Below are 12,189 nucleotides of genomic sequence, written 5' to 3'. Positions count from 1 at the left end.
CTAGCGCTCCAGGATGGCCGTCACGCCCTGCCCACCCGCCGCGCAGATGGAGATCAACCCCCGCCCGCTCCCCTTCTCGGCGAGCAGCTTGGCCAGGGTCGCCACGATCCGCCCGCCGGTCGCCGCGAACGGGTGCCCGGCGGCCAGCGACGATCCGTTGACGTTCAACTTGTTCCGGTCGATCGCGCCGAGCGGCTCGTCCCGACCCAGCCGCTCCTTGCAGTACTCGGTCGACTGCCAGGCGGCCAGGGTGGCCAGCACCTGCGACGCGAACGCCTCGTGGATCTCATAGAAGTCGAAGTCCTGGAGCGTCAGCCCGGCCCGGTCCAGCATCCGGGGCACCGCGTACGCCGGAGCCATCAGCAGCCCCTCGTCGCCGTGCACGAAGTCCACCGCCGCCGTCTCGGACCAGGTCAGCCAGGCCAGCACCGGCAGTTGGTGGGCGCGGGCCCACTCCTCGGAGGCGAGCAGCACGGTGGAGGCGCCGTCGGTCAGCGGGGACGAGTTGCCGGCGGTCATGGTGGCCCGCTCGGCGTCCGGACCCCGGTGGCCGAAGACCGGCTTGAGCGAGCCGAGCTTCTCCAGGCTGGTGTCGGGTCGCAGGTTCTGGTCGCGGGTCAGCCCCAGGTAGGGGGTCATCAGGTCGTCGAAGAACCCCTTCTCGTACGCCGCGGCGAGCCGCTGGTGGGAGCGGAGCGCCAGCTCGTCCTGGGACTGCCGGTCGATGTCCCAGCGCAGCGCGGTGCGGGCGGCGTGCTCGCCCATGGACAGCCCGGTACGCGGCTCGGCGTTGCGCGGGATCTCCGGCTTGAACGGCTGGTGCGGGCGCAGCTTCACGGCGGCCCGCAGCCGCTCGCCGACCGTCCGCGCGCTGTTGAGCTGGAGCAGGGTGCGGCGCATGTCCTCGTTGATCGCCAGTGGCGCGTCGGAGGTGGTGTCGACGCCACCGGCGATGCCGACGTCGATCTGCCCCAGGGCGATCTTGTTGGCGACCAGGATGGCCGCTTCCAGTCCGGTGCCGCAGGCCTGCTGAATGTCGTACGCGGGGGTGTGCGGGTCGAGCCGCGAGCCGAGCACCACTTCGCGGGTGAGGTTGAAGTCCTTCGAGTGCTTCAGGACCGCCCCGGCGACGACCTCACCGACCCGCTGCCCGGCCAGCCCGAACCGGGCGACCAGCCCGTCGAGGGCGGCGCCCAGCATGTCGGCGTTGGAGGCCCCGGCGTAGCGGGAGTTGGAACGGGCGAAGGGGATGCGGTTACCGCCGATGACCGCGACCCGCCGGATGTTCTGCACGATCCCGCCTCCTGAAAGGTTTGCCCTGAACCTACTCGCCAGTAGGCTACGCCTATGACCGACAGGTACGCGAGCTTCGTCCAATCGGGGGCCGGCCGCGCGGTGGCCAAGCGTCTCGGCCTGCCCGACCCGCCCCGGCTGCGCCGGTACTCGCCCGGCGACCCGCTCCTGCCCGGCCCCGCCCTGGTCGGCGCGGCCGAGGACGGCCGGCTCGCCGAGTCGGTCACCAAGATCCTGACCTTCGCCGGGGTCGAGCCGCGCGATCCGGCGGCCGGCACCACCGCCGCCGACGGCACCCCCCAGCGGTACGGCGCCCTGGTCTACGACGCCACCGGCATCACCGACTCCACCGGCCTGCGCCAGCTCTACGACTTCTTCCACCCGCACGCCCGCTCGGTGCTGCCCAGCGGCCGGGTGATCGTGCTGGGCACCCCGCCGGCCGAGTGCTCCACGCCCCGCGAGGCCACCGCCCAGCGCGCCCTGGAGGGGTTGACCCGCAGCATCGGCAAGGAGTTCGGCCGGGGCGTCACCGCGCAACTGGTGTACGTGACCCGCGACGGCGGCGACCGCCCGGACGGCGACGACCTGTCCGCCGGCACGCTCACCAGCCTGGAATCGACCCTCCGGTTTCTTCTCTCCGGCCGGTCCGCGTACGTCTCGGGGCAGGTGGTCCGGATCGGCGCCGGCACGGCCGCCGCGCCCGCCGACTGGAACCGTCCGCTCGACGGCCAGGTCGTGCTGGTCACCGGAGCGGCCCGGGGCATCGGCGCGGCGCTGGCCAAGGTGCTGGCCCGGGACGGCGCGCAGGTCGTCGCGCTGGACGTGCCCGCCGCCGGGGACGCCCTCGCGGCGGTCGCCAACGAGATCGGCGGCACCGCCGTGCAGCTCGACCTGACCGCTCCCGAGGCACCCACCCGGCTCGCCGAGCACCTGGCCGGCCGGCACGGCCGGGTCGACGTGGTGGTGCACAACGCCGGCATCACCCGGGACAGGACGCTCGGCCGGATGGACGCCGACCGGTGGGACCAGGTCATCGACGTCAACCTCTCCAGCCAGGAACGGATCAACGACGTGCTCCTGGAGCGGGGCCTGATCCCGGCCGGCGGGCGGATCGTCGGGGTCTCCTCGATCGCCGGCATCGCCGGCAACCGGGGCCAGACCAACTACGCCACCAGCAAAGCCGGCGTGATCGGGCTGGTCGACTCGCTCGCCCCGGCGCTGCGCGAGCACGGCATCAGCGTCAACGCGGTCGCCCCCGGCTTCATCGAGACCCGGCTGACCGCGCGGATCCCGCTCATGCTGCGCGAGGCGGGCCGCCGGATGAACAGCATGGCCCAGGGCGGGCTGCCGGTGGACGTCGCCGAGACGATCGGCTGGCTGGCCTGGCCGGCGTCCGGCGCGGTCAGCGGCAACGTGGTCCGGGTCTGCGGCCAGAGCCTGCTGGGGGCGTGATGACGGCCCGGAAGCGCCGGCGCGACGACCGCCCGCACGAGGAACTCTCGGTCCACGAGCTGATCGACGGCCCGACCCAGGTGCTGCGGGCGCCGGACGCCGTCCCGCCCGCTCGCGAGCCGGACGGGCACGACCTCAGCGTCGAGGCCACCCAGGACCTCTCCGCGTACGCCGACGGGCGGATCGCCGCGCCCCCCGACGGCGACGACCCGACGGCCGACGTGACGCGGGACCTGTCGGCGTACGCCACGAGGGACCTGTCGGCGTACGCGACGAGGGACCTGTCGGCGTCCGTCCGGGCGGTGGAACGCCCCGGCCGGGAGCGGGTCGAGCTGCCCCGGATGCCGGCGACCGGCGGCCTGTACCGGCGGGCGCTGCTCGGCGCGCTGCCCGGGCTCGGTCGCCGGCGCGCCGACCGGCTCCCCGCCGTCGAGCTGGCCGTCTCCGGGGTCACCGTCGACCGGGCCCACCTGGCCGACTACGACCGGGTCTGCGGGTTCCGGCTGGCCGACCGGCTGCCCGGGACGTACCTGCACGTGCTGGGCTTCCCGCTGTCGCTGCGGCTGATGACCGGGGCGGAGTTCCCGGTGCCGTTGACCGGGATCGTGCACGTGGCCAACCGGATCACCGTGCACCGGCCGGTCGAGGCCGGCGAGACGGTGGACTTCACCACGTACGCCGAGAACCTGCGACCGCACGACCGGGGCCGGCAGCTCGACGTCGTACTCGTCGGGTCGGTGGCCGGGGCGGAGGTGTGGCGCGGCGTCTCGACGTACCTGAGCCGGGAGCCCGGGAAGGGCGGCGGCGAGCGGCGCGACCAGGGTGACCGGCCCGCGGCGCCGGCCGCCGGGGCGCACTGGCGGCTCACTCGCCGGGTCGGAACGGACTACGCGCGGGTCTCCGGCGACCACAACCCGATCCACACCTCCCGGCTGGGCGCCCGGCTGTTCGGCTTCCGCCGGCCGATCGCGCACGGCATGTGGAGCAAGGCGCACTGCCTGGCGGCGCTGGAGAACCGGCTGCCGGACGGGTACACGGTCGAGGTGGCGTTCAAGCTGCCGGTGCCGCTGCCGACAACCGTGGCCTTCTCCGCCACCCCGGCCCCCGGCGACGAGGCCGGCTGGGACTTCGGGCTGCACGCCGCCCGCGACGCCCGCCCCCACCTGGCCGGCACCCTCCGGGAGGTGTAAGGCGGGGCCCCCGCTTAACGCTCGAGGGGGCGCGTTGGGGACGCCGGCCGGGCCCGCACCCGGGCCGCCGCCCGCCGCTGAGCGCGCCGGTGTGCTCAGGCTGAGCGGGGGCCCTTCCTCTACCGGAGGCGTTAAGAAGGGGCCCCGCCTTACCCCTGGGGTGGGCGCCAGGTGGCGCCGCGGAGCAGTTGGCCGGCGCCGAGCCAGGCGACGTTCATCATCCGGGTGGCGGTCTTCTCCGGGTCGGCCTCCGGGTGGTCGGCGAGCCAGTCGGCCAGCGACTCGGTCGCGCCGACCAGGGCGTACGCGGCGACCTCCAGCTCGGTCTCGCCCGCCTCGCGGCCCTCGGCGCGCAGCGCGTGGTCGAGCATGCCGGCCACCACCTCGACCAGCCGGGCGCGCATGGCGGCCAGTTCGCCGGCGAACGGCTGGGAGCCGCGGGCCTGCCGGTAGAGCACCGCCCAGCCGTCCCGGTGGGCGCCGACGAAGCCGAAGAAGGCGCGCAGCCCGCGCCAGAGCCGCTCGTCGGCGGGGAGGTCGGGGGCGGCGGCGCCGGCGATGGCCTCCGTCATCCGGGTGCCCTCGCGGTGCAGGCAGGCGACGAAGAGTTCTTCCTTGCTGCCGAGGTAGGCGTACACCATGGGTTTGGAGATGCCGGCGTCCTCGGCGATCTCGTCCATGCTGGCCGCGTGGAAGCCCCGGCGGGAGAACACCCGCACGGCCGCATCGAGCATCTGCTGCTCGCGTACGGCCCGGGGCAGGCGCTTGTACGTAGGTGTGCCGGACACTCTTGCCAGCATACCTACTCGTGCGTAAGGTTACGCCAGAGTAACCAATTTGCCTCCCCGGAAGGTGCATCCCTGATGACCGACTTCGACCCGGCGAACTTCGCCAACGTCGGCCCCAAGGAGTTCGCCCAGCTGGTCAAGTCCACGCCGGACGACAAGATCGCCCAGGTCATGTCCGGCGACGCGCGCGGCAAGATCCTGAGCGAGGTCTTCGGCCGGATGCCGTCGCTGTTCCGCCCGGAGAAGGCCGGCAACACCAACGCGGTGATCCACTGGAACATCACCGGCCGCCCCGACGGCGGCACGGACACCTACGAGGTCGTGATCGAGAACGGCGCCTGCACGGTGAACGAGGGCGCCACCCGCGACCCGAAGCTCAGCCTGACCATGGGCCCGGTGGAGTTCCTCAAGATCGTCTCCGGCGGCGCGAACCCGGTGATGATGTTCATGACCGGCAAGCTGAAGGCCAAGGGCGACCTGGGCCTGGCCGCCAACATCGCCAACCTGTTCGACATCCCCAAGGGCTGATGATGGCCGAGTTCTCGCTCGACCTGAACGAGGAACAGCGGGACCTCCGCGACTGGGTGCACGGCTTCGCCGCCGAGGTCGTGCGCCCGGCCGCGGCCGAGTGGGACGCCCGCGAGGAGACCCCCTGGCCGGTCATCCAGGAGGCGGCGAAGGTCGGGCTCTACGGCTTCGAGTTCCTCGCCACCTGCTGGGCCGACCCCACCGGCCTGTCGCTGCCGATCGCCAGCGAGGAACTCTTCTGGGGCGACGCCGGCATCGGGCTGAGCATCTTCGGCACCTCGCTCGCGGTGGCCGCCATCTTCGGCACCGGCACCCCCGACCAGCTCGTCGAGTGGGTGCCGCAGTGCTTCGGCTCCGTCGACGAGCCCGCCGTCGCCGCGTTCTGCACCACCGAACCCGAGGCCGGCTCCGACGTCGCCGCCATGCGCAGCCGGGCCGTCTACGACGAGGCCACCGACGAGTGGGTGCTCAACGGCCAGAAGGCGTATGCCACCAACGGCGGGATCGCCGGGGTGCACGTGGTGACCGCCTCGGTCGACCCGTCGCTCGGCTCGCGCGGGCAGGCCGCCTTCGTCGTACCCCCGGGCACAGCCGGCCTCACCGCCACCCGCAAGCTGCGCAAGCTGGGCCTGCGCGCCTCGCACACCGCCGACGTCTTCCTCGACGACGTACGGGTGCCCGGGCGCTGCCTGCTCGGTGAGCGGGAGGCCCTCGACGAGCGGTTGGCCCGCGCCCGCTCCGGGCAGCGCGCGGCCGGCCAGGCCGCGATGCGGACCTTCGAACTCTCCCGCCCCACCGTCGGCGCGCAGGCGCTCGGCGTGGCCCGGGCCGCCTACGAGTACGCCCTGGACTACGCCAAGGGGCGGGTCCAGTTCGGCCGGCCGATCATCGAGAACCAGGCGGTCGCGTTCGCGCTGGCCGACATGAAGACGGAGATCGACGCCGCCCGGCTGCTGGTCTGGCGGGCCGCCTGGATGGGGCGCAACAACCGGCCGTTCGCCGCCGGCGAGGGCTCGATGTCCAAGCTCAAGGCCGGCGAGGTGGCCGTGGCGGTCACCGACAAGGCGGTGCAGCTGCTCGGCGGTGCCGGCTTCCTCCGCGACCACCCGGTGGAGCGCTGGTACCGCGACGCCAAGATCTACACCATCTTCGAGGGTACGTCCGAGATCCAGCGGCTGGTCATCTCGCGGGCCATCTCCGGCGTCCAGATCCGCTGACGCCGGGCCGCCGGCCGGTCCCGGGGGCACGGCGAGCGGGCCGGCCTTCGCCACCCCCTGGCACCGGCCGGCGGTGTTCGTCGACGTGGGACGGGCCACGACGCGGTGGGCCGACCCACGGGCACGGGCATGATCGAGAGATGACGCCCCCCGGAGGGCCCCGGCGCGGCCTTCCCCCACCCCTGAGGAGGCTCCGGATGGATCTGCCGTTCGTCGTCGCCACCTTGACGCGTCGCGGGCTGCTCACCCCCGGCCGGCCCATCCGGGTCGCCGCCCAGCTCGGCGCGCTGCGCAAGTGGGGCTGGAGCCTCGCGGGCGAGCTGCGCCAGGCTGCCGCCCGCGACCCGGGCCGGCCGGCGGTCATCGACGAGCACGGCGGCGAGCTGACCTACCAGACGCTGCTCGACCGCTCGGAACGGCTGGCCCGGTCGCTACGGAACGGGATCGGGGTGCAGGCCGGCGACCGGGTCGGGGTGCTCTGCCGCAACCACCACGGGCTGATCGAGACGGTGGTGGCCGCCACGCTGCTCGGCGCGGACGCCGTACTGGTCAACACCGGGCTCTCCGCCGCACAGCTGGCCACCGTCGCCGAGGAGCAGGCGCTGCGGGTGCTGGTACACGACGACGTTTTCGCCGAGCGGCTGCTGGGGCTGCCCGCCGAGCTGCCCCGCGTCGACGAGGGGGCCCTGGCCGAGCTGGTGACCGCGGCGCCGCCCGGTGAGCTGCAACCACCGGAGCGCGACGGGCGGATCATCGTGCTCACCTCGGGCACCACCGGCTCGCCCAAGGGCGCCCGGCGGCCCACCCCCCACGGGTTCGGCCCGCTGGTGTCCATCATCGACCGGATCCCGCTGCACACCCGGGACCGGGTGATGATCGCCGCGCCGCTCTTCCACACCTGGGGGTACGCCGCCCTTCAGGTCTGCTTCGCGCTGCGGGCCACCATCGTGCTGCACCGCCGCTTCGATCCGGCCGCCACGCTCGCCGCCCTCGGCAGGTACGGCTGCGACGCGCTGTTCGCCGTACCGGTGATGCTGCGACGGCTGCTGGAGGTGCCGGTGCCCGACCCCCGGCCGACGCTGAAGGTGGTGGCGGTCAGCGGCTCGGCGCTGCCCGGCGGGCTGGCCCCGGCGTTCATGAACACCTTCGGCGACGTCCTCTACAACCTGTACGGCTCGACCGAGGTCTCCTGGGCGTCCATCGCCGGCCCGGCCGAACTGCGCGAGGCACCCACCAGCGCCGGCCGGCCGCCGCACGGCACCCGGCTGGAGATCCTCGACGACGCCGGTGAGCCGGTGCCGAACGGGCGGGTCGGGCGGATCTTCGTCGGCAACGAGATGCTCTTCGAGGGCTACACGTCGGGCGCTCGCCGGGAGACCCACGACGGCCTGCTGGACACCGGCGACCTGGGCCGGATCAACGCCCAGGGGCTGCTCTTCGTCGACGGCCGGGCCGACGACATGATCGTCTCCGGTGGCGAGAACGTCTTCCCGTCCGAGGTGGAGGACCTGCTCGCCCAGCTGCCCCAGGTACGCGAGGCCGCCGTGATCGGGGTGCCCGACGACGAGTACGGCCAGCGGCTGGCCGCCTTCCTGGCGCTGCACTCCGGCGAGCAACTCGACCCGGAGGCGGTCCGCGAGTACGTCCGGCACTACCTGGCCCGCTTCTCCGTCCCCCGGGACGTGATCTTCGTGAAGTACCTGCCGCGCAACGCCACCGGCAAGGTGCTCGGCCGGGAGCTGCGCCGCTACTACGGCTGATCCGGGCGGCGAGCCCCCGACGGCTCCCGGTCACGGATAGAGGGTCAGGTCGGGAGCCCGGGTGAGCGCGACGAGCTGGTCGATCGTGAGCAACGGCTCGGCGGCGGTCGTGGTGCTCTCCATCCGCTTGCCGTTCGGCTGGCTGCGGAAGTTGTTGGTGATCGCCAGCACCGAGGTGCCGTCCCGGCGGACCAGGAGCGTCCAGAGCTGGTCCCGGCCCGGCCCCGCCGCCAGCCGGCTGGCCAGCGACGTCGAGCCGTCCGCGTGCCGGATGAGGCGACAGTCCTCCGGGTTCATCGACTGCTGGCAGGTCGGCGTGGCCTCGGCACTGCTCGTCGGGGCCACCCGGAGCAGGAGGAGGCCCCGCTCCTCCCCCCGGCGCAGGGTCACGCCCAGCTCGTACTCGCGGTAGCGCGGGTGGTACTGGAACTGCGGCTCGGCGCAGCCCGGCAGGGCGGCCTCGGCGCGCACCCCGGCGGGCAGGGCGGTGCGCAGGACGTCCCGGACGACGCCGGTCAGCCGGACCACGCCGTCGGCGGGCGGCTCCGTCGGCCGGGTGCGTACCGTCCCGTACGACTGCAGGGGCGGCTGCGGGCCGGTGGGCTTCGGGGTGACGCCGGCGCAGAGGCGTACCGCGGTGGTGGCGGTGGGCGAGCCGGGCGCCGGCGCGACGGCCGGTCCGCCCGGCGGTGGCGCGGTCGCGCCGGTGAGCAGGGCGGGCGTCAGGACCGCCGCGGCCACGGCAGCGGCCACCCCGGTGCCGCTCCACACCCAGGTCCGCTGCCGGTGCCGCAGCCGCTCGGCGTGGATCAACCCCGCCACGTCGATCCGGCTGGGCGGCGGGTCAGCCGCGGCGTTGCGCAGTTCCCGCGCGATCTCATCCATCGGTTCATGCCTCCCGACTGATGGCCGGCGTGCCGACGAGGCGGCCCCGCAGCGCCTCGATCGCCCGCGCGGCCTGACTCTTCACGGTTCCCGGACTACAGCCCAGCTCGCGGGCGGTCTCCTCGACCGACAGGTCACAGAAGTAGCGGAGCACCAGCACCGCGCGGCGGCGCGGCGGCAACTCGGCGAGCAGGGCCAGGATGGCGAGGCGGTCCGCCGTGCCGTCGGTGGCCGGGCGCACCGCGCGGTCCGGCACCTCGGCCCAGGCGGTCTCCCGCCGCCACGGGCGGCGCCGCTCGTCCAGCCAGACCCGCAGCAGCACCTGGCGGAGGTAGGCGTCCGGGCTGTCCATCGCGGACACCCGCCGCCAGTGCCGCAGCAACTTCACCAGCGCCGACGACACCAGGTCGTCGGCGGTGTGCCAGTCACCGCAGAGCAGGTACGCCGTGCGGCGCAACGGGTCCATCCGCGCGGTGACGAACTCGCGGTAACCCTCGATGTCGGCGGGCATCCGCCACCTCCTCACCTCACCCAGTTGAACGGAGGCGGGGGCGGCGGGGGTTGCCCGGTCAGTCGGGAACGACGATCAGACCCTGTGCCGCCGCGGCGGCGATGTCGGTGCGGTGGTGCGAGCCGGCCAGCTCGATGCCGCGTACCAGGTCGTAGGCGGCGTCCCGGGCGACGGCCAGGTCGGGCCCGGTGGCCGTACCGCAGAGGACCCGGCCCCCGGCGGAGCGCAACGTGCCGTCGACGTCCCGGCGGGTGCCGGCGTGGATGACGCCGGGGCGGTCGGCGCCGGTGATCGGGTCACCGGTGCGCGGCGCGGCCGGGTAGCCCGCCGCGGCCACCACCACGGTCACCGCCGCGCCGGCCCGCCAGCGCAGCGGCGGGTGCTCGGCCAGCGTCCCGGTCGCGGCCGCGTGCAGCAGGCCGGCCAGCGGGGTCTCCAGCAGCGCGAGTACGACCTGGGTCTCCGGGTCGCCGAAGCGGGCGTTGAACTCGATCACCCGCGGCCCGGCGGGGGTGATCGCCAGCCCGACGTAGAGCAGCCCGGCGAAGGGTGTGCCCCGGCGGCGCAGCTCCGCCAGCGTCGGGTGGACCACGTCCCGCATCACCTCGTCCACCAGGCCGGACGGCGCCCACGGCAGCGGCGCGTACGCCCCCATGCCGCCGGTGTTCGGGCCGGTGTCGCCGTCGCCGGCCCGCTTGAAGTCCTGCGCCGGCAGCAGCGGCACGGCCGCCTCGCCGTCGGTGACCACGAAGAGCGACACCTCGGGACCGGCCAGGTACTCCTCGATCACCACCCGACCGCACTCCGCCGCGTGCCGCTCGGCGACCCCCCGGTCGTCGGTGACCACCACGCCCTTGCCGGCGGCCAGGCCGTCGTTCTTCACCACGTACGGCGCACCGAACTCGTCCAGCGCCTTGCCGACGCCCGCCGGCTCTGTGCAGGTGAAGGCCCGCGCGGTGGGCACCCCGGCGGCGGTCATCACGTCCTTGGCGAACGTCTTGGAACCCTCCAGCCGGGCCGCCTCGGCGCTTGGCCCGAACGCCGCGATGCCCTTGGCGCGTACCGCGTCGGCGACCCCCGCCACCAGCGGCGCCTCCGGCCCGATCACCACCAGGTCGGCGGCGACCTCGACGGCGAGCGCCGCCACGGCCGCCGGATCGTTCGGGCGCACGTCCCGCACCTCGGCCACGCCCGCGATCCCCGGATTCCCCGGCGCCGCGATCAACGTCTCCACGGAGGCGTCAGCCACCAACCCGAGCGCGAGCGCATGCTCCCGCCCCCCGCCACCAACCAAAAGAACCCGCACCCCCGCATCCTACTGACCCCCATCGCCACCCCGTTGATCATGAAGTTTGCGTCTCAGATCGCGCCCCCGCCGACGCAAACTTCATGATCAACGGGGTCTGCGGAGGGCGCGACGGACGGTTTCCGGGATGTAGTCGGGGCGGAGGGTGTCGGACCAGGTGAAGCGCAGGACCGTCCAGCCGGCGTTGACCAGGCGGTTCTGGCGAACCCTGTCCTCGTAGAGCGCCTGGAGTGAACCGTGGGGGTCTCGGCCGTCGGCCTCGGCGATCACCCGAGCGCCACGCCAGCCCAGGTCACCGATGCCCAGCAGATAACCGTCGTCGTCCCGGACCTCAAGTTGCAGGACATCGGGTGCCACGCCGCCGTCGACGCACCTCAGCCGGGTACGCGTCTCCAGCGGTGACTGGGCACGGCCGTCCGCCTCAGCCAGGCGCTTACGGGCTAGCACCGCGCCGCGCCGCCCTCTGATCAGCGCCGCCACCGCGGGCATGTCGGCCTCGGTAATCAATTGCCGGTTCAGCGCTGAATCGAGTACGCACACCGCCGGAAACCGGCCGATCCGAAGTATGACGTCAGCGACCGTCCGGACTGGAGTGGTGACCGCAACGCCAGAGTCCGCGCGTACATCGCCCGGTCCCAGCGTGAGCTGATGTACCACAAGATCGGGGTCAGCGGCACGCCGCGGACGCGCCGATCTCGCGGGCAGCGACACGTGGATCTCGGAAGTCCGCCGGAGGCCGCCGATCCCGTGCAGCTCAGCAGCGGTGTCCAGAACTGCCACCGCCTCGGGCCCGAGGCTGGTCACCGCGGCTCGGATCCGAGCTGCGCGGAGGGATGCCACCTCCAGCTCGGGCGCTGGCACGAAACATCCTCGTGCGACTCTGATCCACCGCCCTGATCGGACGAGATGGCGGATCTGATTTCGATTGATGCCCAACGCCATCGCCTGAGCAACCGTCACCACACCACCATGCCGGACAGCCACCCGGCGCACGAGATCACGAAGGACCATCCACCGAGCCTGCCCAATCCCCCACCCACCCCGCCGGCCCTGTGGACAACCCACCCACCCCTGTGGACAACCCACCTCACCCACCACGTTGATCATGAAGTTTGCGTCAGGAACCGGCTCGATTCAGACGCAAACTTCATGATCAACGGAGCGAGGGTGGGTGGTGGGGGGGGTGGGGGGGGCTTGGTGCCGGCCTGCCAGAACTTCTTCGGCCGGTACCGGATCTCGGTCGGGCTGGCCCAGTGCCA

Annotated in this window: 12 protein-coding genes; 5 read left to right on the top strand and 7 right to left on the bottom strand. The window is 73.5% G+C overall.

Features of this window, described 5'->3' with window-relative positions; genetic code table 11:
- Window positions 1-1,293: an acetyl-CoA C-acetyltransferase gene (locus AB0H57_RS16565; RefSeq protein ID WP_357507166.1), complete on the bottom strand. Its 1,293-nt coding sequence runs from the start codon at window positions 1,291-1,293 to the stop codon at window positions 1-3.
- 54 nt (window positions 1,294-1,347) lie between these two features.
- Here AB0H57_RS16565 and AB0H57_RS16560 point away from each other — a divergent pair, with 54 nt between their 5' ends.
- Both AB0H57_RS16560 and AB0H57_RS16555 read left to right on the top strand, forming a co-directional pair.
- Window positions 1,348-2,745, top strand: coding sequence for a 3-oxoacyl-ACP reductase (locus tag AB0H57_RS16560; protein ID WP_357507164.1), 1,398 nt, complete (start codon window positions 1,348-1,350; stop codon window positions 2,743-2,745).
- Window positions 2,746-3,026: 281 nt separating this feature from the next.
- On the top strand, window positions 3,027-3,935 hold the full coding sequence (locus tag AB0H57_RS16555) for a MaoC/PaaZ C-terminal domain-containing protein (RefSeq protein WP_357507318.1): 909 nt from the start codon (window positions 3,027-3,029) through the stop codon (window positions 3,933-3,935).
- A 149-nt stretch (window positions 3,936-4,084) separates the two neighbouring features.
- On the opposite strand, the gene AB0H57_RS16550 is transcribed toward AB0H57_RS16555, so the two are convergent.
- Window positions 4,085-4,723 carry a TetR/AcrR family transcriptional regulator gene (locus AB0H57_RS16550; protein ID WP_357507162.1) on the bottom strand — a complete coding sequence of 213 codons (639 nt, stop codon included), beginning with the start codon at window positions 4,721-4,723 and terminating at the stop codon, window positions 4,085-4,087.
- 75 nt (window positions 4,724-4,798) lie between these two features.
- Between AB0H57_RS16550 and AB0H57_RS16545 the strand changes: the two genes are divergently transcribed.
- From AB0H57_RS16545 to AB0H57_RS16535, 3 genes are all read left to right on the top strand, one after another.
- Window positions 4,799-5,251 (top strand): SCP2 sterol-binding domain-containing protein, encoded by a 453-nt coding sequence (locus AB0H57_RS16545; RefSeq protein ID WP_357507160.1) that lies wholly within the window; start codon window positions 4,799-4,801, stop codon window positions 5,249-5,251.
- A 2-nt stretch (window positions 5,252-5,253) separates the two neighbouring features.
- Window positions 5,254-6,468: an acyl-CoA dehydrogenase family protein gene (locus AB0H57_RS16540; RefSeq protein ID WP_357507158.1), complete on the top strand. Its 1,215-nt coding sequence runs from the start codon at window positions 5,254-5,256 to the stop codon at window positions 6,466-6,468.
- Window positions 6,469-6,665: 197 nt separating this feature from the next.
- The gene (locus AB0H57_RS16535; RefSeq protein ID WP_357507156.1) at window positions 6,666-8,228 is read left to right on the top strand and encodes an AMP-binding protein; all 1,563 of its coding nucleotides are present in this window, start codon (window positions 6,666-6,668) and stop codon (window positions 8,226-8,228) included.
- 30 nt (window positions 8,229-8,258) lie between these two features.
- On the opposite strand, the gene AB0H57_RS16530 is transcribed toward AB0H57_RS16535, so the two are convergent.
- The 5 genes from AB0H57_RS16530 to AB0H57_RS16510 all read right to left on the bottom strand — a co-directional run bounded on the left by AB0H57_RS16530 (window position 8,259) and on the right by AB0H57_RS16510 (window position 12,165).
- On the bottom strand, window positions 8,259-9,113 hold the full coding sequence (locus AB0H57_RS16530) for a hypothetical protein (protein ID WP_357507154.1): 855 nt from the start codon (window positions 9,111-9,113) through the stop codon (window positions 8,259-8,261).
- 4 nt (window positions 9,114-9,117) lie between these two features.
- A complete protein-coding gene (locus AB0H57_RS16525) occupies window positions 9,118-9,624 on the bottom strand; it encodes a SigE family RNA polymerase sigma factor (RefSeq protein WP_357507151.1) in 507 nt (168 codons plus the stop codon).
- A 58-nt stretch (window positions 9,625-9,682) separates the two neighbouring features.
- Window positions 9,683-10,930, bottom strand: coding sequence for a phosphoribosylamine--glycine ligase (gene purD, locus AB0H57_RS16520; protein ID WP_357507149.1), 1,248 nt, complete (start codon window positions 10,928-10,930; stop codon window positions 9,683-9,685).
- 87 nt (window positions 10,931-11,017) lie between these two features.
- Window positions 11,018-11,734, bottom strand: a complete 717-nt coding sequence (locus tag AB0H57_RS16515; protein WP_357507316.1) for a hypothetical protein — start codon at window positions 11,732-11,734, stop codon at window positions 11,018-11,020.
- Window positions 11,735-12,033: 299 nt separating this feature from the next.
- Window positions 12,034-12,165, bottom strand: coding sequence for a hypothetical protein (locus tag AB0H57_RS16510; RefSeq protein ID WP_357507314.1), 132 nt, complete (start codon window positions 12,163-12,165; stop codon window positions 12,034-12,036).
- Window positions 12,166-12,189: the final 24 nt, after the last annotated feature.

Origin of the sequence: Micromonospora sp. NPDC050686 (assembly GCF_040654475.1) — a bacterium.
In the GTDB taxonomy this organism is placed as follows: Bacteria; Actinomycetota; Actinomycetes; order Mycobacteriales; family Micromonosporaceae; genus Micromonospora.
Note: the sequence above shows the minus strand (reverse complement) of the source record. Positions and strands in the feature narration are given on the sequence as shown.